This is a genomic window from Xenorhabdus bharatensis, from assembly GCF_037996705.1.
Taxonomy (GTDB): domain Bacteria; phylum Pseudomonadota; class Gammaproteobacteria; order Enterobacterales; family Enterobacteriaceae; genus Xenorhabdus; species Xenorhabdus bharatensis.
In genome coordinates this window covers 1-21,570 of the sequence record NZ_JBBMXG010000009.1, presented here as the reverse complement: position 1 = coordinate 21,570, position 21,570 = coordinate 1, and the positions used below count along the sequence as shown (strand labels likewise).

The 21,570-nt window shown below is 42.8% G+C and carries 25 protein-coding genes and 3 pseudogenes; 21 read left to right on the top strand and 7 right to left on the bottom strand.

What is annotated here, in order from left to right:
• Positions 1-39: 39 nt before the first annotated feature.
• Together AAC855_RS10055 and AAC855_RS10050 are read left to right on the top strand one after the other, a co-directional pair.
• On the top strand, positions 40-276 hold the full coding sequence (locus AAC855_RS10055) for a hypothetical protein (RefSeq protein ID WP_094488013.1): 237 nt from the start codon (positions 40-42) through the stop codon (positions 274-276).
• Between the two features lie 172 nt (positions 277-448).
• Positions 449-580, top strand: coding sequence for a hypothetical protein (locus AAC855_RS10050; protein ID WP_340609418.1), 132 nt, complete (start codon positions 449-451; stop codon positions 578-580).
• An 84-nt stretch (positions 581-664) separates the two neighbouring features.
• Here the strand turns inward: AAC855_RS10050 and AAC855_RS10045 are convergent, their stop codons facing one another.
• The 4 genes and pseudogenes from AAC855_RS10045 to AAC855_RS10030 all read right to left on the bottom strand — a co-directional run bounded on the left by AAC855_RS10045 (position 665) and on the right by AAC855_RS10030 (position 5,831).
• A complete protein-coding gene (locus tag AAC855_RS10045; RefSeq protein WP_340609417.1) occupies positions 665-2,959 on the bottom strand; it encodes an AAA family ATPase in 2,295 nt (764 codons plus the stop codon).
• Between the two features lie 348 nt (positions 2,960-3,307).
• Positions 3,308-3,640 (bottom strand): NIPSNAP family protein, encoded by a 333-nt coding sequence (locus AAC855_RS10040; protein ID WP_070596367.1) that lies wholly within the window; start codon positions 3,638-3,640, stop codon positions 3,308-3,310.
• A gap of 260 nt (positions 3,641-3,900) precedes the next feature.
• The gene (locus AAC855_RS10035; RefSeq protein WP_340609416.1) at positions 3,901-4,536 is read right to left on the bottom strand and encodes a hypothetical protein; all 636 of its coding nucleotides are present in this window, start codon (positions 4,534-4,536) and stop codon (positions 3,901-3,903) included.
• Between the two features lie 762 nt (positions 4,537-5,298).
• Positions 5,299-5,831: pseudogene (locus AAC855_RS10030) on the bottom strand (GNAT family N-acetyltransferase).
• A 191-nt stretch (positions 5,832-6,022) separates the two neighbouring features.
• On the opposite strand from AAC855_RS10030, the gene AAC855_RS10025 reads away from it, so the two are divergent.
• Entirely contained in the window at positions 6,023-6,583 is a 561-nt protein-coding gene (locus AAC855_RS10025) for a recombinase family protein (protein ID WP_123007250.1), read from the top strand.
• Between the two features lie 266 nt (positions 6,584-6,849).
• On the opposite strand, the pseudogene AAC855_RS10020 reads toward AAC855_RS10025, so the two are convergent.
• A pseudogene (locus tag AAC855_RS10020) lies at positions 6,850-7,338 on the bottom strand (hypothetical protein); the annotation flags it as partial.
• Between the two features lie 122 nt (positions 7,339-7,460).
• On the opposite strand from AAC855_RS10020, the gene AAC855_RS10015 reads away from it, so the two are divergent.
• The 15 genes and pseudogenes from AAC855_RS10015 (at position 7,461) to AAC855_RS09950 (ending at position 18,510) form a co-directional block, all read left to right on the top strand.
• On the top strand, positions 7,461-7,919 hold the full coding sequence (locus AAC855_RS10015; protein WP_224243950.1) for a helix-turn-helix domain-containing protein: 459 nt from the start codon (positions 7,461-7,463) through the stop codon (positions 7,917-7,919).
• A 175-nt stretch (positions 7,920-8,094) separates the two neighbouring features.
• A complete protein-coding gene (locus AAC855_RS10010) occupies positions 8,095-8,967 on the top strand; it encodes a DUF6998 domain-containing protein (protein WP_340609415.1) in 873 nt (290 codons plus the stop codon).
• A 249-nt stretch (positions 8,968-9,216) separates the two neighbouring features.
• Positions 9,217-9,960 (top strand): annotated as a pseudogene (locus tag AAC855_RS10005) (tyrosine-type recombinase/integrase); the annotation flags it as partial.
• A 144-nt stretch (positions 9,961-10,104) separates the two neighbouring features.
• A complete protein-coding gene (locus AAC855_RS10000; RefSeq protein WP_340609414.1) occupies positions 10,105-11,076 on the top strand; it encodes a DUF6387 family protein in 972 nt (323 codons plus the stop codon).
• A gap of 131 nt (positions 11,077-11,207) precedes the next feature.
• The gene (locus AAC855_RS09995) at positions 11,208-11,420 is read left to right on the top strand and encodes a helix-turn-helix transcriptional regulator (protein WP_340609413.1); all 213 of its coding nucleotides are present in this window, start codon (positions 11,208-11,210) and stop codon (positions 11,418-11,420) included.
• Between the two features lie 86 nt (positions 11,421-11,506).
• The gene (locus AAC855_RS09990; protein WP_340609412.1) at positions 11,507-12,022 is read left to right on the top strand and encodes a hypothetical protein; all 516 of its coding nucleotides are present in this window, start codon (positions 11,507-11,509) and stop codon (positions 12,020-12,022) included.
• Positions 12,022-13,500, top strand: a complete 1,479-nt coding sequence (locus AAC855_RS21615) for a DUF927 domain-containing protein (protein ID WP_422824371.1) — start codon at positions 12,022-12,024, stop codon at positions 13,498-13,500. Before AAC855_RS09990 ends, AAC855_RS21615 begins: the two co-directional genes overlap by 1 nt.
• 102 nt (positions 13,501-13,602) lie before the next feature.
• On the top strand, positions 13,603-14,322 hold the full coding sequence (locus tag AAC855_RS21610) for a hypothetical protein (protein WP_422824370.1): 720 nt from the start codon (positions 13,603-13,605) through the stop codon (positions 14,320-14,322).
• A gap of 243 nt (positions 14,323-14,565) precedes the next feature.
• A complete protein-coding gene (locus tag AAC855_RS09980; protein ID WP_340609411.1) occupies positions 14,566-14,964 on the top strand; it encodes an antiterminator Q family protein in 399 nt (132 codons plus the stop codon).
• 253 nt (positions 14,965-15,217) lie between these two features.
• Positions 15,218-15,751 (top strand): hypothetical protein, encoded by a 534-nt coding sequence (locus AAC855_RS09975; RefSeq protein WP_340609410.1) that lies wholly within the window; start codon positions 15,218-15,220, stop codon positions 15,749-15,751.
• A gap of 404 nt (positions 15,752-16,155) precedes the next feature.
• The gene (locus tag AAC855_RS09970; protein WP_340609409.1) at positions 16,156-16,920 is read left to right on the top strand and encodes a Thoeris anti-defense Tad2 family protein; all 765 of its coding nucleotides are present in this window, start codon (positions 16,156-16,158) and stop codon (positions 16,918-16,920) included.
• Between the two features lie 177 nt (positions 16,921-17,097).
• Positions 17,098-17,406 (top strand): phage holin family protein, encoded by a 309-nt coding sequence (locus tag AAC855_RS09965; RefSeq protein WP_338859848.1) that lies wholly within the window; start codon positions 17,098-17,100, stop codon positions 17,404-17,406.
• A complete protein-coding gene (locus AAC855_RS09960; protein WP_340609408.1) occupies positions 17,403-17,630 on the top strand; it encodes a hypothetical protein in 228 nt (75 codons plus the stop codon). The genes AAC855_RS09965 and AAC855_RS09960 overlap by 4 nt, the downstream gene beginning before the upstream one ends.
• Entirely contained in the window at positions 17,630-18,064 is a 435-nt protein-coding gene (locus AAC855_RS09955) for a lysozyme (protein ID WP_340609407.1), read from the top strand. Before AAC855_RS09960 ends, AAC855_RS09955 begins: the two co-directional genes overlap by 1 nt.
• Entirely contained in the window at positions 18,061-18,510 is a 450-nt protein-coding gene (locus AAC855_RS09950) for a lysis protein (protein WP_340609406.1), read from the top strand. Before AAC855_RS09955 ends, AAC855_RS09950 begins: the two co-directional genes overlap by 4 nt.
• A 76-nt stretch (positions 18,511-18,586) precedes the next feature.
• Here the strand turns inward: AAC855_RS09950 and AAC855_RS09945 are convergent, their stop codons facing one another.
• Together AAC855_RS09945 and AAC855_RS09940 are read right to left on the bottom strand one after the other, a co-directional pair.
• Entirely contained in the window at positions 18,587-19,033 is a 447-nt protein-coding gene (locus AAC855_RS09945; protein WP_340609405.1) for a hypothetical protein, read from the bottom strand.
• Between the two features lie 416 nt (positions 19,034-19,449).
• On the bottom strand, positions 19,450-19,596 hold the full coding sequence (locus AAC855_RS09940) for a hypothetical protein (protein WP_340609404.1): 147 nt from the start codon (positions 19,594-19,596) through the stop codon (positions 19,450-19,452).
• A 418-nt stretch (positions 19,597-20,014) separates the two neighbouring features.
• Here AAC855_RS09940 and AAC855_RS09935 point away from each other — a divergent pair, with 418 nt between their 5' ends.
• The 3 genes from AAC855_RS09935 to AAC855_RS09925 all read left to right on the top strand — a co-directional run bounded on the left by AAC855_RS09935 (position 20,015) and on the right by AAC855_RS09925 (position 21,461).
• Entirely contained in the window at positions 20,015-20,350 is a 336-nt protein-coding gene (locus AAC855_RS09935) for an HNH endonuclease (RefSeq protein ID WP_340609403.1), read from the top strand.
• A 190-nt stretch (positions 20,351-20,540) separates the two neighbouring features.
• Complete coding sequence (locus AAC855_RS09930) at positions 20,541-21,014, top strand: terminase (protein WP_340609402.1); 474 nt, start codon at positions 20,541-20,543, stop codon at positions 21,012-21,014.
• Positions 21,015-21,023: 9 nt separating this feature from the next.
• A complete protein-coding gene (locus AAC855_RS09925; protein ID WP_340609401.1) occupies positions 21,024-21,461 on the top strand; it encodes a terminase large subunit domain-containing protein in 438 nt (145 codons plus the stop codon).
• Positions 21,462-21,570: the final 109 nt, after the last annotated feature.

The window sequence follows — 21,570 nt, the reverse complement described above, 5'->3', positions numbered from 1 at the left end:
AGTATAGTGATATCAAGTTCGAACCGACTGTGGGGACGTATGAAGGGTAAACAATGGATCAGCACGCAAAAACATAAACAGTTCTATTGGGCTCGTATTGAGTTTGAGGAATGGTGGATGGAGAGAGAGTGGAAGCATCCTGTTACCCGATTTACCCTCAAGACAACTGGTTTTTTTATGCTGATCGTTCTGGGTGCCGCCTCTCTGTTTTTTGGTATTGGTTCACATAAGAAAGCCTTTCCAGAATTGCATCCTGAAGATAAACACCACGGATAAGTAATGGTGGCACTTCCTTACTGTAAGGATGGGTTTGCCGAAGCCAAAGGTTTTAAACTCAATGCTTGATAGAGAGGCTTTCAATCCTAGGATATTGACTTTTCACGTCCAAAAACTCTTGCGAGGAAAAGAACTGGTATAGTAAAGATCACCCACTAGGAACCCTTTTGCTGTGCTTGAAAGCGTTACGTTGGGGCTACTGGAAGTCACTCCGTTTGTTTGCGAAGCTGGTGTAGCTGCGGTAGCTGATGCACTACAAATTAAAAGAAAAAATAGAGAGCGTAAACTTAAACAATTAACATAAGTTTGAGTGTTTTTTTGTTAGCTATTTGATTTAATTTTTTGTTATAGCATGGCATCCCCACATAAAGTTGCGGGGATGCAGTTATCAGTTTTTCTGACAAACACTTACCATTTCATCATAATGAACCTTGTCAATTTCTTCTATCCATAAAAAGATATCTCCGATTATGTTTGTGCCTTCACCTATTAAATTTTCAGCAATATCTTCATTCATTTCGATAACAGCACTATGGGAATATTTGTTAATGAAGCGATAAACCTTTTCTTTTTTATTGCTATCAAAGGCAATACAATTTTTTGCAGCAACATCCATTAGTTGTGATAAATCTGATCTATGTTTTGGGTATTTGAAGTTTAAAAATGATTCTAACAATTTACGAGATAGATTTGCTGTAAAGAATGCCTGCTCACGAGTTAGTCGAGGATGTTCTTTATGCTTATACAAAGTATCAAAGATATAATGATATTCTGAGTTGTAATCAATTAAACTCGGGTCAGCATTACATATTGCTGATGAGCGAGGCGTAACAGCACTGGGTTCAATGGTATAGAAAAATGCGTTTTCAACTTTTTCTTTCCTTTTCCTGTTTTTATTGTTTGTATTGAACCAGTCGCGTGCCAATTTGAAAAACGTAAAGTTATGAGTTAGTAAAAAAAGTTGCTTTGCATCATTACAATACGTTTTTATAAATGAATATGAATGAAATAGATGGTTTGAATCAAAACTCGAAACGGGATCATCGAAAACAATGATGCTGTCGGAGATTTTATTATCATTCTCTGTTAGTTTTGTTATAAAGTAAATCAAGGCTATGGCAGTTTTTTCACCCTCGCTAAGATTAGGTGCATGCCCAATTTGGTTATCTCTGAGTATTTCGTATCCATTTTTTTCTTTATTAAATTGGAGAGATAATTCTGAACGACCAAGAAAACCGTGTAGATGCTTATTGAAAATATCTGCTGCTATGGTTTCATTTGATAACGAATCTTCAATGGATTTTATTTCTGCTTTTATTTCTTTTAGGTCATTATCATTTGTTTGCAAGTTTTTTGTTTCTGCATCGCGATTTGATATTTTCCTGAAATAATCGAAGCTATTTACCTCCGATGCTGCATAGTGTGACTCAAGTTTTGATTTTACCTTGTGAGTTTCTTCTTTGAAGTCTTTGCATTTTTTATTATGCATTTCTATTATTTTATTAATTTCGGTTGCGATTTGATTGAAGTTAATAAATAAGGAGTTAGGTATCTCAACGGCAAAGAGATCAATGTTGAAAGGGTTAGTTATTTTTTCATCTAATGTTTTCTCCCATTCATTGATGTAACTGTTTATTTTTTCAGCCTCATCTTTAAGGAGTGATGATTTTTCTTTTAGAAGATCTTTATGTTCGTCATAAATATCAATATCACTGTTGCTTGCTAACACAATGAATTGGCTTGTTAACCATGTTTTAGCTTTGTCTAGAGTTTCTGAAAACTTTCTGTATTCATCATTAAAATGTGCGTTTAATTCATCGATTCGTTCTTGTGAAATCTTGTTTCCGCAAAAATGACAGCTATCGCTACCTAGATTTAAATTCAATCCACTAAAAACCCAAGATTGTATATCTTGATTGTTTTTTAAGCTCTCAATAACTTTGTTTGTTACTGATTGTTTAAATAGTTCATTTAACCTATCTTGTGCTTTTTTAAGTAGAGAAGAGTCTACGCTCGGAGTTTTGGTTGTAATTGCCGGTTTTTGTGTGGGATTTGCTGCTTTAGTTAACCTTGCTACTTCATTTATATCTAGGATAGAATCTGCTTTTTTTATTAGATCAACATTTGACGTGATGAAGTTTTCAAGTTTTGTTCTGTTATAACTTAAAAATCTTGAGTCACTGGTATCAATGACTTGCAAGCTGGTTTTAGTTCTCTTAGCTGCATCCGTTAGGAACTTTTGAAGTTCTTCTGTAAGTTTGTCATTCGCTATTTTTCGTCTTACATACTCTTTTGTTTTTTTATCAAAAGATGCTCTCAATTCCTCTAATTTTTTCTTCTCTTCAATTTTTTCCTGAGCTATCAATAAAATACTTTTTACTGAATTATTCCAGTCAATGTTTTTGTTTATGAAGCTTTGATTGAATACTTTCAGATTTAAATTATTTGCGGAAATGTTATCTTTTGTTATCGTTCCTTGTTCGAAGGTTTTTATAGAAAAGGTTGAATTAGGGTATCTAGTGTTCTGACGGTTTTCTATCTGCTCAAAAAGCGATGATAATGTTGATTTTCCGCTTCCATTCCAGCCGTATATTAAATTAAGCCTTCCAAAATCTTTTGCATCAGTCTTGATGTAATTTCTGAAAATTCCGTAGTCTTTAAGTAAGTCAATGCTTTGCACCATAGTAGTAACCCTGAGTGATTATATCTATGCCATTTTTTCTCATACAGACTTTACGAATAAAAATACTCTATTATTTGTATGTGTTGCGATAGTTTTATGGTTCAACAATTTGATATATGCCAAAAAAACGTTATATCTTCGCAGTATCAAGGTCATTGTCCGTAAGTTTAGTGATAGCGATCTAACTTCCGCTACGGGTAACAGCCTGCGAATGAAGCGCAACAGCTTGACTCTCTTTCTTGATCTACCGCGCTCAGAACGATTCTGGCGCGTTCTTTATTAAGGATTGTAGATTTCATAGTGCGAAATTTGGAGATGCTCAAAACGCGTTTGGTGAAACTTGATGACCTACGATTGCACCCGCAGCCCTTCCACGCTTTCCTGCGGCAGACTTATCACTGTTTTCATGCTGGTTTCGATACTGCGAATAATCTCTTCGCGTGGGCCGCTGAGCCAGTCATCGCTTGCGTAAAAAGCATCGAGAACCGCAGCCATGCTTTCAGCACTGTCAAAGGCGCGAATCAGGTAGTAGCAATCGCGGTCATGTAGCGAGTTACCAAACGACACGACATCTATCCCGTGGCGCTGGTGCAGGGGAACGCTGATTTCCTGCATGATGGCATGAAAAGTGGCACTGCTGCCTTTGCGTAAGGTGTATTGCAGTATCTCGACGGTTCTCAAGCGTTATCTCCGTGTCGCCCTTGGGCGGCTATTGGTTGATAGTAATAAAGTAAACTGGACTGGGCCATCAAGCTACCACTAATCAGACAGTTATCCGTAAGCAGAAGCCGCGATATGCGGTTCAAACGCGCTGTAAGGCTCTCTCGCGATTTTTTTTAAGAAGGTAGTGAAATCATGGTGCAGAATTCGCGGCGCTCTCATAGAGCAGCTGGTGAAGCTGTTGTTTATCAGAAAGCCCGGAGTTGCAACCTTCGATAAGGCTACTTGTGATTCTTCATATAGTCCGAAAAGAATTGTTCAAGATCCTTATCGTTTCTGATGGATACGAGAACTTTTGCGACGGCCTTCATGGCATTGGTTGCATTACTGACGGCACCAGCATCTTCATTGTTAATGATGGCATTATTAGCAATCTTATTTATTGAACTACTGGCTTCTTCTTCGCTAATTTTTCCGACAAGTATCGAATCAAATATTGGGTAAGCCTGATTTGCGTATTGGCTAAAGCGAACGTCATCAAAATTAGATGCCAGAGTTAATTTTACCTGCCGGATGTATACTTCTCGTGTGGTTGTTGCCAGCAAGTCTTGCGGAGTTTCACATGCAGCGGTGCTAGTGTTCCCTTGGATCATTCCCTTTTTAAAAAAACCAGACACAATACCGTCTATCTCACTGTGCATAATCTGGCTGAAGCCTGTTACAGCAGAAGTGCCAGTGAATAGCGTTCTATAATTTTCAAGTTTATAGGACGCGCTAGCCGCGTCGCCTGTTTGGGTGGCGTTACAAGCGTAGCGATAACCATCATCAAGTTTTTGGCTGATTTCTTCTGTATTGGCTGCGATAGTTGCGAGTGGGGTGCTAAGCAAAATTAAAAAGCTAAATGATTTAATGTCCATGGGGAGTGCCGATTGGGTTTCATGTAGTTTAGAAGTGCTAATTATGCTTAAAAAAAGCAAGAGCGTTATGCGTAAGATACCGTAAAAGGGTTATTAGTCACCTCGGGGCGCATTTTTTATCAAGGTAGTGGATATCATTGTGAATTGATCTATTCAACTATGCGGGGGAGGATTTTTCAACAACGTTTATAGTGCAAGTATAAGGATGACTTTGTCGCCACCGAAGTTTTTGAACGCAACTCCTGTGAGAGCCGCTTCCAAACCTAGGAGATCCACTTTTTGGCGCGACAATTTTTCCGGTAGCTTTTGTCGTGTAGGTTGGGGGGGCTGGTGGGTTCTAAGCTGAAACTTCAAGGCAACAAGATCTCAGTTCTTGAGTTGTCTTTTCTTCTTAACTACTTGTTTTGTTTTATATGTTTTATTAAACCTCTTTTCTGGGTCCCTGCTTGGATCGGCGATGTGAGCTACTCTGCTTTAAAAAAGGCTCACTGCATAAGCCCTTTGCAAAACATGATACCTCACTATTAGGTATTGGCTATGCAAGTCCAAGACTCAGCACCCTGCATAACCTCACGCACTCTGGCATACGCCGCCTTTCGGAACTAGACCAGTGGGTAATAGTGCGACCCCTCTTTTCACCCCGGCTCCGCTACGCTAGCGGTTGAGCCTTGTTGATGCGCCACTTCGGGTAAGCGTCTGTATACCAAAACCCCGACAATGTATACTGATAGTAACATTTTGAATCTTTTGTGCAAGCATCTGTCATTTACGGCGCCACTCATCAAGTGTGAGAGTAAACAGCAAACTGGGGGGGCATTATCTATGTCGCTGATCTCTCTGACATACTTTAATCCTGCTTTCGTCAGGACTTTTTGTGATGCAAGATGATTTCCCCTGACGACCCCCGAGATGGCTTCAAGCTGAAGTTTTTCGAATCCATAACGAACTGCATAGCGTGAAAACTCAGTTGCCAGCCCTTTACCCCATGCTTCGGTAGCAAAACGATACCCAAGATTGTTGATGGTAATACCGGCGTAAGTGCTAATACTCAGCCCACCAAATCCAATCACTTTTTCTGGAGCTTCATGCAAAGAGATTGCCCAGTTCCCGAAAGCATTTTCATTCCAGTGGCTAACCCAGCGGGCCAAGACTGTCTTTGCATGAGTTGGATTCGGATAAGGGCCAGCCGGGTTAAAAGTGTTAGTGGCAGGATCGCCATAAATCCTAAATAAGTCATCAACGTCTGATGTTGTAACCGGTCGTAGAGTCAGGCGTTCTGATTGTGTGCGTGTCATGTTCACCCTTATTTATATGATTGCAGCAGATGTTATATCTCACTTGAGTAGAGCCATGCCAACAAACGACCGTTTTCTGGCACCTTTCAATCATGCGCTTTTACACTGTTGGAAAATTAGCCTTGGCTTTTTTGGCAGGCCATCCTATTTTCATCACCGTTTTCCGGCAGGGGCCGGATGAGGAGATGACTATGGCGATTTTTGGCTACGGGCGTGTTTCGACATCGCAGCAGGATACTGAGAACCAGCGTCTGGAACTTGAGCAAGCTGGATGGACTTTCGACTTTTGGTTTACTGATGTTGTTAGCGGGAAGGTTCCTGCGGTGCAACGCAAAGCGTTTTCTGAAATGCTCAGCAAAATCCGCGATGGTGAAACATTGGTAGTTGCAAAACTAGACCGTCTGGGACGTGATGCGATTGATGTTCTGCAAACGGTCAGAAAGTTGGCAGATCGAAACATCAAGGTTATTGTCCACCAGCTTGGCACGACTGATCTCACCTCCGCTGCGGGTAAGCTTCTGCTGTCAATGCTGGCAGCGGTTGCAGAGATGGAACGTGACCTGCTGATTGAGCGGACCCAGGCTGGTTTGTTGCGGGCAAAAGCCGAAGGTAAGAAACTGGGAAGACCGCCGAGAATCGCCCCAGAAGACCGTAGAGCGATTACCGAGAAAAAGAATAATGGAACCAGTGTCAGTGCTTTAGCGCGCGAATACGGCGTTTCCAGAGCAACTATTACCGCAATCTTTGATTAATCTTGAATTTTTCACATACCTGATTGGCAGGTTTGATAAACCAATGCTTCAACTTCTTGCGGTTTTTTTGCGGCCATGTCTTTGTAAACCATGCCAGCAAGGGCATGGGCAAAAACAATATTACTCTCAGTGATGCCGGGTTTGCCTCTGAGATCTTCAGTTTGTTGTTGGTAGACAGAAATTGGGTTGTGCTCGTCTCGCCCGATGGCAATATTTTTTGCCATCGTTGACCATGCAGTGCATACAGTATCGTTAGCATCTCTCTTCAACGAGCTTTCCAGCGCCTTATCACCTGTAATGGCATGCTGCGCCCACGCTGAATTGTTGGCGATAAACTTTTTGGATCCGGTCGCAATACCATATTCGATGCGAATGCCATTATCGTGATAGCTACCGTCAGCATCTTTAGTCGCTAGCTTTAGAGATATGCGGCAACCGGGGAGCGTTTTGTGTTCTTGCACCGAGACAATAACGGTGTCCGTATCGCAATCAGCAAAGCTGTATTCGGGGTTAACGTAAGTGTTAGTTTTGATGAGCAGCCCGGTAAGTCCGTTTTTATAGCCTTTTGCCGGCAGCGTTTTGAAGGCGCTGCGATCACCCTTTTTGATCGCTTCCCGGAAGTGATCCATACCGATGCGCGTCGCCAGTTGATCGATGCTTTCTGCTGCATAAGATGCAGATGACGCAGCGATTAACATAATGGTCAGCACAGACTTGGCTGAAAAACCGGGCTTATTAAGCCGTGTTTTTGACATATTGTTATCCCTCAGAATCCACCCCAGCGGTGTCAGTTATCGCATCATAGACGATTGATTCAAAATATCACTATTGGAGCGTGGTTCTTTAGTGGACATCTGCGCAAATTCAGGTCATGAAAATGACCCTGAGAAAACTGTTTGGACAACGAGTAAAAGAGTTGCGCATTGCCACCGGAATGAGCCAGGAAGCCTTTGCCGATCGGTGTGGGTTTGCTCGTAGTTATATGAGCCGCATTGAACGTGGCGGTTCTAATGCGTCTTTGGATGCGATTGAGGTGCTGGCTAACGCTCTCAATGTTGAGCCGTGGCAGTTGTTAGCGTCTGACTCATCAGAAGATAACGATCCGGAACTGTTGGTTCCATACGCAGCCGATGGTTCCTGTTTTCACCCCGGTTTGGCGAGCACCCGTGATGGTTCGTTTGGCGTAGGTGATAAAGCGGCTCAGAAGCGTTTTTGCACGTTTTCTGAAGCACTTGAGTATCTCCGTAGCATGGAGACAGCAAAATGGCGTAGGCCCAATGCCAGTGGCAACTGGGGCATTGTTTCGGCAGTGCGGTGGGGCAAACTGAGAAAGTGAAGTAAGTGTAAGTTTATAAATTCTGGATGCTGTATTAATGAACAGTCTTCTTTGGCAAAAGATGAGACACCTATGAATCAGTCTTACTCTTCTATAAGAGTCGACAAAACATCAAAATCCAGGTGCGTTACGTAGGCGTTACAGTGGCATTTCACTTCGGCAATGGAGAGTGTTTTTGAAAAATAATCATTTAACATCATATGATTGGCTAAATGCGCTGAATAATCTTGAATTGCTGTCACTTCATTCCGAAATTTTAACGCAGTTGCGTTCTAGAGGTGTCATTCGCACCAAGAATAATCCTGTTGGTGACTATGCTGAATGGCTGGTTTCTAATGCACTGGGTATGACTCTTCTCAGTAATTCGTCGGCGGGTGCTGATGCCATTGATGCTGATGGCAAGAAAGTGCAGATCAAAGCGAGGAGAGTCACGCCGGATAATCCTTCCCGGCAACTCAGTGCATTGCGTAACTATGAAGCTGCCGATTTTGATTATTTGATAGCCGTTATTTTCGATGAAACTTACAACATTCTTGATGCCTACAAAATCCCACATGAAGTAATACGAGATTACGCTCGGCATAGTGATCACGTTAACGCACATATCGTTAACCTCAAGGGCGCGATTCTTACTGATCCCCGAGTTAGTTCCATCAAAGAAGAATTGATTGTCAGGAGTTCGGCTTCAGTCAATGAAGCGGCTATGCAAACCCTTCCACCCGAACCTATGGAAGAGGTTTCGAATCAACCAGATAAGATAACGAGTAGTGTTACCCTGGTCACCCTCCTTAAGGCTATCGGGATGGAGTGCTTCGTAAACTACTACCATCATTTTGCCGATTCAAATTTATCAAGCGCTTATATCATTGAGCAAATGCACTCACGTGAGGGTTATACAGAGAAAAGTTGCCGGAGCCGTCTCAGTAAAGCGCGAAAAGTGATCAGGGATGGTTTAAGTATTGAGGCTTTGGCGTTGATCGCTGACTCTGAGCGAATGCAAGATTCTGTCAGAAATGACGCGCTAAAACTTATCAGCGTTCTGGAGTGAAGCGGTTTGCAAAACGTTGTAGTTCCTCCTACAAAACCCTCCTACAATGCATCACGTTTTTGTTAATAAATCCATGGGATTACGAGAACTTTGGAGCGGGGGTGATTTCCCTTCACCCGCTCCACATAAACATCTCCCGCAGTCAATCAACGTCTACTAAATCCAGTAAAATCAAAGAATAGTTAAAAATAATACTCTATTATCGTCTACTGTTATCTATTGAAATGTACCCCAGTTAGGGGGATATATAGGGGAGCGACTGAGAAACTAAAAAAGGTACATCAGTGTTGTGGTGAAGTTTGGCGATACGCAATAGTCACAGGGAGAGCTGAATATAACCCAGCACCTGATTTAGTCTCAGTTTTTGTTCCACATATAAAAGAACATTATCCATTTTTACTTGTTGATGAATTGCCACAGTTCTACAAAGTATTAAATACTTATACAGGTAGTTTCATTGTAAAGATGGGAATGCAATTACAAATTATCACAGGTGTTTGCCCCAGTGAATTACGCAAAGCTGAATGGTCAGAGATTGATTTTCATAAAGCTTAATGGGAAATATCTGTTGAAAAAATGAAAATGCGTCGTCCTCATATTGTCCCATTATCCACTCAGGCGATTGATATTTTAGAACAGCTAAAACCAATTACAGGCCAAGGAAAATACGTTTTTCTGTGCAGAATAAAACAATCCCAGCCAATGAGTGAAATGGCATTAAATGTATTAATCAGACGCATTGGTTATATGGGGCGAGCAACGGGACACGGTTTCCATCATACCATGAGCACAATTTTACACGAACAAGGATACCCGTCTGAGTGGATTGAAACACAGCTTGCACATGTTGATAAGAACTCTATTCGTGGCACATATAACCATGTTCAATATTTGTATGGTCACCGGGAAATGCTGCAATGGTATGCTGACTACATGGATGCACTCGGACGGAGTGAAAATGTGGTATATGGCACATTTGGGAAGCGTGCTTAACTGGATGAATAGACAGCAATAATTGACTTTAATAGACTACCCAAGACATTAAAGAATAAAGCTATGCCTAGGCTGACCCCCGAAAACCCGTACACCTCTACGGACTGGTATAGCTTCTACCAATAGAGGAAGTGAGGTGGCGTTATGGTTAGAGCGAAGGGGCAAGATATTCTCTCATGGTTTGATATATCAAGGTATGACAAGCTGTTAGATATGACAATAGAAGACTTTCTTAGTGATGTAGAGTTAAGGGCATTCTTGTTATATCCCGGAGATGATAAAGATGAAATGATGACGTGTAGTGATATGCACAAATCAAGATTAAATTTTATTGAAGGACTAAAAAAAGGGCACATAGGTTCTAGCTCTGCTTATCTTCATATGGTTGGTGAGAACGAGCACAATATAAATGAACCACCGCATGAAGAGATTCCGCGAGATCTTACTGTTACGTGTAATGGGTATCCCATTATTTCTCGTGGGTTTTTTGAACGTAATGACGAAGATAGTTATACAGAAGGTGTAGCTTGCACCTCTTTTAATGTGGGTGATTTAATTTCATATTATAAGGCTCTAACTAGGCATGAGTATATTGTTGAAAAAACCAAGGGCGTAGTAGAGATTCAAAGCACTAGCGTAAGTAGACCAATAGTTAATGTTGACTATTTGAATGAACATTTTGGTGGTGAAATAGTTATTAAATTCAATTTGGAAGAATATTCTGATGAGGAACTAATCACTGAGTTTAGGGAATTGATTAAATACTGGAGAATAGAGGCTGGCATTGATGAGCCTGATAGAGCCAATAATAGAATAGGGCTTTCACCATTAAAAAAACTAATTACATATAAAGTTATTCCATTTATTGATCTGTTGATTTGGGAGATGGCTTACAACAAGAAAATAAGCAATGAAATGTATGCAAGGATATTGTTTCCATTGACTGCTTCTGATAGTGAAATTATGAGTGGTGTTCAAATAAAAGATACTGTAAGACCGTTTATTAATAAAATATTAAACGATAATTTTTTGCGTGAAATTCTATTTTTTATCAAGAAAAATGAATATCTTAAAGATATGAGATTTTTAGATGTCATGAAACTCGCCGAAATTTGAAACCGATGATTTTGGCAGGTAAATCATTTTTGTGATTATATCTATCTAAAACAAGATAATAGAATGACAATACTCCTGTAATCTAACAAAGTCCGCTATGGAATATTAAGGGCAAGTTAACAGGGGGCTACATGCTAGCAACAACACCTAAAGAAAACCTTATCCGCTTACCTGAAGTTCAGCGAAGAACTGGTTACGGCAAGGCATGGCTTTATAAGCTTATTCAAGCAGGTCAATTCCCCAAGCAAGTCAAAATAGGCACTCGCTCAGTTGCTTTTATTGAGTCAGAAGTTGATGCGTGGATAGCACAACGTATTGCTGAATCTAGTAGTGAAGTGATGTGAGGAAACGCGCTATATTCCAGCCCCCAGTAGAGAATATAAATAACCTCTATAGCCGAAAATCAAATTAATTAAGACAGGGTAGAAATATGACATCTAAAAATGTGGCCTTAAATGGTCAGGGGCTTACCTACGCCCAAAATCAGACTAGCGGGATATTAGTCAATGGGTTGCCAATTGAATTAGTGAGTCAATGGATAGAGATATGGACTAAACAAAGTTTCGCTGTCTCAGTATCAAATGAGTTACGTCGCCAATATTACAGGAATGATGCGGAATTTAGTTTAGCGATGCGTAAGGCTGGTTATGTGCCAGTTAGAACGAAAAAGCTCACAGGTAAAGAACAGCGATTCTGGCTCTATCGCGTGACAGGTAATGATAAGGGGGTGTCGACCAATAAGAATAATAAAATCAATAGATTTATCCCTTTTGTTCAGTACAGTAAACGACCAATAAGAACCTTTGAGCGCATTGCTGTAGATGGTCAGTGGCTCTACGTCTATGCCGATCACATTCGCTTTCTCACAAAGAAATGTCACCGTGTTGAGGGTGTTCGGGTTCAGGGTTACACGGCAAAAGGAATAGAGCTGCGAGAGGTTGTGTGATGGTCATTATGTCTGGTGACTCCTTGAGGCTAAGGAGTCCTATTGCCGCAGTCCTCAATTTGGGAAGCTCTCCGACAATTTCGAGGGTGGTTGTGGCGGTGGGCTATTTCTCCACGTATCGCAGTAATAATGAATCCAGTATTCGTAACTCTAACACAGACACAATCATCATTACGGAGGGCTATGCAACCGCCTTAACGGTGAGTCAATTGTATGAGGGCTGGGTACTGGCGGCGATTGATGAAGGCAATTTACCGACGGTGGCTAAACAAGTCAGGGAACGGTATCCAGACGCGAGAATGATCCTAGCTGCCGACAATGATTGGCACGCACCGGAGGAACTGGACGACAAAGGCAAGCCCAGGAAGAACGTCGGCAAGATTGCAGCCGAGAAAACCGCGAAAGCTATTGATGGATGGGTCGCATTACCGCCAACAGAGCACAAGGCTGATTGGGACGATTATCGCCAGCAGCACGGTATTGAGGCAGCAAAGCAGGCATTCAGTGAAGGGTTGTATCAGGTGGAAGCGAATATGTCAGTACCAAAATCAGTCGTCATTAATCTGGACGAACACCGGGCAAAAGAACGTGATCCGTTAATACCGTTCACTCAAGCCCGAAAAGGGGGAATTTTTCATATCACCCCTAAATTAGATAAAGAAACAGGCGAGATTATCAAACCTGAGCAATGGTTATGCTCCTTTGTTGAAGTCATTGGAACGGGTACGCTGGATGGTGATGAAGATGATCAATATCTTATTTTTCGTTGGAAAGCCCGGGGTAAGAAAGACCCCGTGATTAAAGGTATTTCCTCGGCTCATGTGGGGGAACGTGAGGGATGGCGGATACTGAAAGCGGCGGGTGTACAGGTCACCACTAAAAACCATCTCAGGGCCATTCTGGGTGACTGGTTTATCCGAAACCCGGCACAAGAAACATGGAGCGTTACCACTAAAACAGGCTGGCACAAAGGTGCGTATATCATGCCTGATGGTTCCATCATCGGTAAACCAGAACAACCGGTGTTATTTGTGGGGGGCAGTGCGTCAGCAAATGCCTACACCGTCTCAGGAACGGCAGAAAGCTGGCGTAAGCATGTAGCCACACTGGCGAATAATAACCCGTTTATGATGCTGGGTATTGCGACTGCATTAGCTGCACCTTTGGCGGGTATCGTGGGAACTGATGGCTTCGGTATTCATTTGTACGCTCAATCCACTGCGGGGAAAACGACAACCGCTGATATTGCAACCAGCTTATACGGCGAACCCGATAAGCAACGCCTGACATGGTACGGCACTGCATTAGGTATTGCCAATGAAGCACTGGCTCATAATGATGGTCTGTTATCACTGGATGAAGTCGGACAGGGCGCAAACCCGAAATATGTTCATATGTCAGCCTATACGTTGTTTAACGGTAAAGGCAAGATTCAGGGCGCTAAAGAGGGCGGTAACCGACCCATGGCAAGCTGGTGAACCGTTGCGATCAGTACGGGTGAAAAAGATATTCCGACATTCCTCATTGAAGCCGGTATCAAAATTAATGCCGGGCAATTGGTCAGGTTGCTGAATATTCCGATGGAGCGCGCTAAGGAATTGCACGGTCTGGAAAATGGCAAGGCCCACGCTGACGCTTTAAAACAAGGCTGTCGGGAGCACCACGGCGCAGCGGGACGAAAATGGATTGATTACCTCTCTTCACACCAGAAGGAGGCCAGACAAACCTATATTGATGCCCAAGCCCGATGGAGTAAGTTAATTCCTGAAAGCTACGGTGAACAGGTGCAACGGGTCAGTGATCGATTTGCTGCTCTGGAAGCGGCCATGATATTGGGGCGCGTTGTGACCGGATGGGATGAACGAGAGTGTCAGGATGCTCTGCAATATATCTTTAATGTCTGGGTGGCTGAGTTTGGTACGGGGAACAAAGAGCTTGAACAAATTGTTGAACAAGCGGTTTCGTTTCTCAATGCTTACGGAATGAGCCGTTATGCCCCTCTGCCTTATGACGAAAGGGATTTGCCTATACGGGATTTAGCCGGTTACCGGGAAAAGAAAGGTATCCATGATGATGCGCCCATAACCTTTTATACGCTGCCTGCCACGTTCAAACAGGAAATTTCACGGGGGTTTAATACGGATATGTTTGCCGATGTCTTAGCCAAAAAAGGCCTCCTGAAAAAGCCAGCCAGTGGCAGGAGCTTTCAGGGAAAAACGCCCCGCCTAAAGCACTTAGGGGGCATTCAGCAGCGGGCGTATGTCATGGTACTGATCCCTGAATCGGATGAAGAAGCCTGATTTATCACACAAGAACTCAAACCTGTTGTCTCAGTTGTCTCTGTTGTCTCATTTTTATTAACTATATGAATTTTCATTATTTATATTTTTAATTTGAGACAACATGAGACAACACACAGTGCATTTGAGACAACACCGTATTGCCGGAGAAGGGAGGCAGTAGAGGCATGTTGAAAGTATTTAATCAGTTACACTGTCAGAAAGAAAATAGCGTCATGGCTCGGCTGCTGAGGGAGAGTGTAAATGCGTAATATGCAGATGATATTAAGTCAATGGGGCGCATGGGCTGGTGAAGGTCATAGTGCGGTTGATTGGGCACCCATTGCGGCCGGATTTAAGGGGTTGACACCCAGCACCCGAAAAAGCCGTATCCAGTGTTGTGATGATGACGGATTTGCTATCGATGCAGCCGTTCTGCGGTTGAAGAAGCATAATCCGTATTCCTACCAGCTGATTGTATTGCACTATATCAAGGCGCTGCCACTCAGACCGATGGGAATTAAGTTGGGTATTTCTCATAACGAAGTCGCCAAACGATTACAGGCCGCTGAGGGATTTATTGAAGGTGTACTGGCTGTTTCAGATGTGGTTTTGGAACTGGATAAATGTGCACAAAAAGAAATCATTGATAAGGTTGCGTAATTACAAAAGTCAGTATATTGTGATAAGAGTGATAGCAATGTCACACAGCTTATTAATTTCAGACCTCGCTCAGTGCGGGGTTTTTTGTTTATTGGGGAAATGAATGTCTACACCAGTTATAATTATTGAACAAAAAATAATCATTTTACTTTTGATATTATAACGTTTAATAATATCACTCTCTAAAACTGGTTATTTTGCATTTTTGGGATATCAATATCACAAAACATATGCCGTTAGGGAGGTGAATATTATGGGGTGGTATCGACACTATTTTAACGATATTGGCAAGTTATCTTTACAGGAAGCTGTAAGAGATAGCGTTAAACTTATTGTCAGTCGCGATGGGCAATATCACTATTTCTTGGATGTACCGAAAAAACAACCAGGCCCTAGACTTAATATTTTTGGGCATGGCGATCCTAATATAGCTTCTTTTCAGGGACACTCTGTAGGACATCCTTTATCTGGTACTGAAAAGGCTGGATTCCCTTGCCTAGATAGATTACCTCATGCGTTGCCTTTATCACCAAGCGACCTTGCAGAAAGTATAAAACCACTAATCTCTAACTATCGTATCCGAAGCATTCGGTTAGTTGCTTGCCACACGGGAAAAACAGGTTTTGCGAAAGCTTTATCTGATTTAACGGGGGTGCCTGTTAAGGCTCCAATGCATTATGTTGATGTGATGGAATTTGTTACTACAGGTCGTTACTGGATTATAAAACCACAAGAAGAGAAAGAGGGACCGGAACGTAATTTCCGTTGGTTTGGGATTCATCAATAATCACTGCGTTATCTACAGGATGAATCACTCTGTCGGCGAAACCGACTAGTTCAAATCCCTGATATGGGAAATCCCATAACGGAATAAATTCAAGTGGTTAGAACGGGGTCGAACAGCACCATATACCATATTTAAATCAGTGTGTTAGATGTGATTTTGGTTGATATGAGCAGCACTTCGAACCCTACAAATTAAGGTATACCAGCACCAAACTTCAAATATACACCTCACTGAATCACGCACTCGACTAACAGATAAACTTTATCATGCGCCACTCTATTTTAAGGCGTATTGATTCTGTTACAGGCTATTCAATTGAGATAAGAACCTGACCTCAGTAATATTAACTGGCTAGTTAGCAGTAGGATGAAATGACCTTTAACGAATAATAAAGTGAGGGATTTATGTCTGATGTTAATAAGCTGGATGATAAACAATGTCCGTTTGATCCTTACCAGTATAAAAAGAAAGTTGATGTTGAAATCGATGGCGTACCACCTATTGGCTCTCTTCCATGGGCGTTAATTCAAGTGTATCTAGGACAAGTTTTACATCGTAACAAATGGAATACTAAAGAATATATAAAGATTTCTGCTAAAAATGATGGTAGTGAACCTGTTCATATTGAGAAGCATGACCAGCAAAATTTTCCATTCCCTTGGCAGCCCACACCAGAAGATTTGATGGCTTGCGATTGGATATTGTTGCCTGAAGTAAAACCAGTTGAATGTATGCTATTTTTTGATCTTGAAGTGGGACAAGGCAATTATGCAGGAATTGACCCGTTATATGGATATCTTGCTGACGATGAACTTCAGGATGGTGGAAATCAGGGGCCTTTTGGTACTTTAACTAACCTTCAGAATAAAAAGGATATTAAAAAATTTTCACTGTTTGTATTTGAAGTCGGTGCTCGAATTGATATCAGAGTGTCTTCTAGTGAAGACCAACAGGGTTACCAAAAAATGAGAGAACTATTTGGAAAAAGTCTCACGATCACTGTTAATGATGAAAGCTATTATCTTGGGAGCAGTGATGATAATGACATTTTTGGTAAAAAACAATACGAGTTCGCTGGAGAGTATGCTAACGATGATGCAAAAAAACTGGGCGACATACTAAAACAAAACGCAGGTAAGACCTTGTCCTTCTGCTTCAACTGGAAATAAATCTACACCCTGAATTCAAGGCTGCGTTATTTGCGTGGCCTTTTCTATTTATGCCACCGCAATCACTCCCATAACCTCAGTATCTCCTATTGCGGCTGGCATCCTATTCACTACAACTCACAGGGGCGACCTACAGACTCACCCCACGGACGCCCATTGTTCTGATGGGGTGGAAATATGCGTATGCCAAATAAAGACCCAAGCAGCTTTGAGTTGTCTCAGTGGCTGATACTTTTGCTGCTTTCTGCATGGGGCGGGATAGTCCGCTACATCATTGATATAAAAACCAGCAACGCCCGCTGGAGTTGGTTTGGGGCATTTGCCCAAGTCATTGTTTCAGGATTTACCGGACTGATAGGCGGATTTATCAGTTTAGAGGCAGGACTGAGCTTATACATGACATTCGCCAGCGCAGGCATGTGCGGAGCAATGGGCAGTATCGCCCTCACGTATTTCTGGAACCGACTGACAGGTGCTCACAGATGATTAAGGAAATATACGGTGTGAAGATATTTCCGCTGGTTGTAATGTTGCATCAAATTCGCCGTTGGTGGGCGCTGCGTAAATTGCAGAACGGGTGGCGAGCTGATATGCGTTTTCTGAAAGTTCTGCGTCGACATAAACTGACTTGTGATCACCTTAATTTCTACAAACGTTATCGGCTTATCAGGCTACTGGCAGAAGACGAACAACAGAGAGGGAACATCTGATGAAAATCAGCGAGAACGGATTGAGCTTCATCAAACAATATGAAGGTCTGAAACTGAAAGCCTATCCCGATCCGGCAACGGGTGGTATGCCGTGGACGATTGGCTACGGTCATACGAAAGATGTTAAGCCGGGGCAAGTCATCACCGAACAGCAGGCCGAAGCATTCCTGCATGATGATCTCAAGCCTATTTACATCACCCTTGAATCCGCTGTGAGGGTATCACTGACTCAGGGGCAGTTTAATGCCCTGTGCTCGTTCATCTTCAATTGTGGTGCGGGTAACTTCGCTCGTTCTACCTTACTGAAGAAACTCAATGTGGGTGATTACCAAGGTGCAGCCGATGAGTTCCAGAGATGGAATAAAGCAGCAGGGAAGGTGATGAACGGTCTGACCAAGCGTAGGGCATCTGAGCAACAGATGTTTTTGTCATGAAGCTCAATATTACCTACGGCGTGGTTATTGCGTTGATTATTGCTTCGGGGTCGGCCTATCTCTATCGCTCTGGATATAAGAAACAGCTAGGTATCAATAGCGACCAGCTCACTGAAATCCAACAACTGACCAACACCATCAACTATCAGAACACGCACATTGATATGCTGCATGAGTTAGATACTAAACACACCCAGGAACTCGCCAATGCCAAGACTGAAATTGACACTCTTCGGGCTGATGTTGCCGCTGGTCGTCGCAAGCTGCGCATCAAGGCCACCTGTCCTGTGTCTGAAGCCACTTCCTCCAGCAGCGTGGGCGATGCAACCACCGTCGAACTCCCTAGAGAAACTGGATCAACTGTTCTCGATATCCGAGAAGGCATCATCAACGACCGGGCAAAACTGAGATATTTGCAGGAGTATGTGAAGAATCAATGTGAGTGAACTCCTTACAAATCAGCATGCGCGAGAAAGAAAGTAACATTATCATGAAGTTCGATTTCAGAACCATAAATGGAAATTATCGATTGCGTGCAATATCAAATGCATCTTGTAATAATTGCTCGTGATCGTCAGAGAAAACAGGATTCCAAGATGGGATGTATTGAGAATTTAGTGGACGGGCACCATTTTGTATGTTTCGAACGAGGAAGGCAAAGTTCAGACTATTAAAATTATCGCTGGATAAAGGAATAATTATATTTTGCTCATAGCTTATTATATCGAGATCAAAGGAGTGGGGGAGCAACTCACACACAGAAGGGTTATAATATCTAAAACCTAACTCAAGAAGTAATATTTCAGCTGAATCATTGATAAAAGGAAAACGAGCAGTAATTTTTCTTATAACAAACTCTTTTGGATGACGTATTTCTAGTGATATACACCCATTCGGACGCATATATTGAGAGATAAGGTCACTTTCTCTTCTTAACACGTTATAACAATCTATATGTAATCTGGACATAATTATTACTTCCACAAAAATGTAGTTGCATTAACCAATAAACCTATCTTCACCCAACAACAAGCGAATAATATTTAACAATTGATTAACACCTGAAATTAAAATTAATATTTCTTTACCCATTCCCTGAGTGGTTAAAGGAATACGGATAACTCATGCTGCCACTTCGTTCTCACCGCGTACCCTACGCATACGGACTGGTGGCATTTTTATTTGCGACTGTAGAGATATGGCTAGGGTTAATTTATAGGCTGGACAAAAGCCATAAACTCATTGCCTTTCAATATGTTGCTTGAGCGCAAGGGGCTGGAAAAAACGACTTAATCCCTTGTTTTAACTACTCTATTTTGGGCACACCTCTTCAGGTGTATCGATACCGATATCCCTTTGCGCCGGGTTATCGCCGTCTGTCGGTATTAGCCATGACATGTCTCCTTTTCATCGAGCGTACTGACCGAATCAAAAATAACCCATGCCCCTGAGAACAACAGGTCATTATCAGCAACATCCGCTGTAGGCAGACAAAGTGATGTGACAGCCGGAGAGACGGCCTGTATAGCCATCCTGATTCACAGAGTCGTGATGGCTATACAGACCAGAATAGGCTAAATGAAGTAAAGAGGCTGACAGCAATATGCACGTAAAGTAGACTGAAACTTCAATAGGATTAATAAGCAAAGGGAGTTTTGTGTATGATAGTCATTCTGATTATTTATGCTCTTATGGTGCCGGCGATTACCGTGTTAACGGTTGCCTTATTCATTGGTTTGATAGCAGCATACCGAGAATTAAAGGCATACAATACACTATTTAATTGGCTACTCATTATACTATTAGGGGCTGGGTTTACTGCCTCGTTCTATTATTTTTGTATTGTTTGGGCGAAGGTTCTTGCCATCATTAAAATGATATAAAAGGTCACGCTTAGCATCTGATAACCAACCACCTTCGGGTGGTTTTTTGCTTTATGGAGGGCATTTCATGTCATCCCGTATCTATGGCAGTAAATGGAATAAAGCCCGACTGACTTTCCTGCAACGACATCCCCTGTGTGTGATGTGCCGGCAACAGGGCAGATTCACGGGCGCCACCGTCGTAGACCACATTATCCCGCATAAACTCAAAGACGCCATGAACACCCGTCACAGCGCGGCCATCAAAGCGGCGCAGCGTTTATTCTGGGATAAAAAGAACTGGCAGTCACTGTGCGCCTCACATCATAACTCGACCAAACAGCGTATCGAGAAGCGCGGTCAGGACATCGGCTGCGATGCAAACGGTTATCCGCTGGATGTTCGCTCACACTGGCACCAATAACCGCATGAAATTAATTCAAGAGGAAAGTGAAATGAAAGGCAATGATGACGGGTGACATCATCACGGGGAGGGCGGGTAAAAAGTGCCGGGCAAGCCCTCAAAGACCGCCGCCGTCCCGCAAAAATAACGCTAACGCAGTTTTTTAACAAAAAAAGACCCTTAACCGCTTGACATTGAAAGGAGGCTGACAATGACAAAGCGTACGCGTTCTGACAGCCTCAAAGGCAAAATGCAGGCGATGGTCAACGCCTTTCAGGACACCATTGAACCTCCGGCGCACGCCGGTTTAATGCCGGAGGCCATCGACTTCTATAACGACAATATCCGCACCAAGGCTCTCCATTTATGGACCCCGTCCGATCTGATCGAGGCGGTCAGTCTGGCGAATAACCAGTATGCCCTGATGGCTGTCAGTCACTACCTGCGTCAGCTGGAATCGGATTATTCGGACGGGTGCGATGAGAAGGCCATCAAAGAAAATCGCAAGTACAAACTGGAGTTAACCCGTGTGATTATCGCCCAGCGTTCCGGTCTGCAAATCCACTCACGCGCCACGAACGGTGAAAGCCGTGATCAGCGCAACAAGAATCAGAATGATGCCGAAGCGCGCGCCCTGTTAGTAGAGGTTGAGGGTGATGAGTTACTGGCTTCACCGTGGCATTAAGGAGAGGGCATGGTCAGTCAGTTATCACGGGGTGAAAAGGTGATTGCGTTTATTGAGCGCTTTTGCTTTGTCCCCGAGGGCGCGCTGTTCGGGAAACCCCTCAGACTGGAGGCGTTTCAGCAAAAGTTTATCCGGGAGATTTACGATAACCCCAGCGGGACGCGCACGGCCTATTTATCGATTGCCCGCAAGAACGGCAAGACCGGCCTCATTGCCGGCATATTACTGGCCCATCTGGTGGGGCCGGAAGCGGTGCAGAACTCCCAAATCGTCAGCGGGGCCATGAGCCGTGAACAGGCGGCGATTGTGTTCAATCTGGCGGTCAAGATGATTAACCTGAACCCCCGGTTACAGTCCCTGATCCACATTGTGCCCAGCGGCAAGCGGCTGATTGGCAAACCCTGTAATGTTGAATACAAAGCCCTGTCTGCCGATGGTATAGAATAATCATATTAATATGACATAATATCTGGATTTACATAACAAAGGATAAAGTGCGATGGGCTACAGTCTGGATTTTCGAAAGCGAGTATTGGCATACAAAGAAAAGTATTCG

Bases quoted from the DNA above. Each gene is read 5' to 3' on its own strand.
- AAC855_RS09980 (WP_340609411.1), top strand. From the start codon at position 14,566: ATGCGTAATATGCAGATGATATTAAGTCAATGGGGCGCATGGGCTGGT.
- AAC855_RS09950 (WP_340609406.1), top strand. From the start codon at position 18,061: ATGAAGCTCAATATTACCTACGGCGTGGTTATTGCGTTGATTATTGCT.
- AAC855_RS09930 (WP_340609402.1), top strand. From the start codon at position 20,541: ATGACAAAGCGTACGCGTTCTGACAGCCTCAAAGGCAAAATGCAGGCG.
- AAC855_RS09990 (WP_340609412.1), top strand. From the start codon at position 11,507: ATGACATCTAAAAATGTGGCCTTAAATGGTCAGGGGCTTACCTACGCC.
- AAC855_RS10035 (WP_340609416.1), bottom strand. From the start codon at position 4,536: ATGGACATTAAATCATTTAGCTTTTTAATTTTGCTTAGCACCCCACTC.
- AAC855_RS09925 (WP_340609401.1), top strand. From the start codon at position 21,024: ATGGTCAGTCAGTTATCACGGGGTGAAAAGGTGATTGCGTTTATTGAG.
- AAC855_RS09965 (WP_338859848.1), top strand. From the start codon at position 17,098: ATGCGTATGCCAAATAAAGACCCAAGCAGCTTTGAGTTGTCTCAGTGG.
- AAC855_RS21610 (WP_422824370.1), top strand. From the start codon at position 13,603: ATGGAGCGCGCTAAGGAATTGCACGGTCTGGAAAATGGCAAGGCCCAC.
- AAC855_RS09935 (WP_340609403.1), top strand. From the start codon at position 20,015: ATGTCATCCCGTATCTATGGCAGTAAATGGAATAAAGCCCGACTGACT.
- AAC855_RS09940 (WP_340609404.1), bottom strand. From the start codon at position 19,596: ATGGCTATACAGGCCGTCTCTCCGGCTGTCACATCACTTTGTCTGCCT.
- AAC855_RS09945 (WP_340609405.1), bottom strand. From the start codon at position 19,033: ATGTCCAGATTACATATAGATTGTTATAACGTGTTAAGAAGAGAAAGT.
- AAC855_RS10025 (WP_123007250.1), top strand. From the start codon at position 6,023: ATGGCGATTTTTGGCTACGGGCGTGTTTCGACATCGCAGCAGGATACT.
- AAC855_RS09970 (WP_340609409.1), top strand. From the start codon at position 16,156: ATGTCTGATGTTAATAAGCTGGATGATAAACAATGTCCGTTTGATCCT.
- AAC855_RS09960 (WP_340609408.1), top strand. From the start codon at position 17,403: ATGATTAAGGAAATATACGGTGTGAAGATATTTCCGCTGGTTGTAATG.
- AAC855_RS09975 (WP_340609410.1), top strand. From the start codon at position 15,218: ATGGGGTGGTATCGACACTATTTTAACGATATTGGCAAGTTATCTTTA.
- AAC855_RS09995 (WP_340609413.1), top strand. From the start codon at position 11,208: ATGCTAGCAACAACACCTAAAGAAAACCTTATCCGCTTACCTGAAGTT.
- AAC855_RS10055 (WP_094488013.1), top strand. From the start codon at position 40: ATGAAGGGTAAACAATGGATCAGCACGCAAAAACATAAACAGTTCTAT.
- AAC855_RS21615 (WP_422824371.1), top strand. From the start codon at position 12,022: ATGGTCATTATGTCTGGTGACTCCTTGAGGCTAAGGAGTCCTATTGCC.
- AAC855_RS09955 (WP_340609407.1), top strand. From the start codon at position 17,630: ATGAAAATCAGCGAGAACGGATTGAGCTTCATCAAACAATATGAAGGT.
- AAC855_RS10015 (WP_224243950.1), top strand. From the start codon at position 7,461: ATGACCCTGAGAAAACTGTTTGGACAACGAGTAAAAGAGTTGCGCATT.
- AAC855_RS10000 (WP_340609414.1), top strand. From the start codon at position 10,105: ATGGTTAGAGCGAAGGGGCAAGATATTCTCTCATGGTTTGATATATCA.
- AAC855_RS10045 (WP_340609417.1), bottom strand. From the start codon at position 2,959: ATGGTGCAAAGCATTGACTTACTTAAAGACTACGGAATTTTCAGAAAT.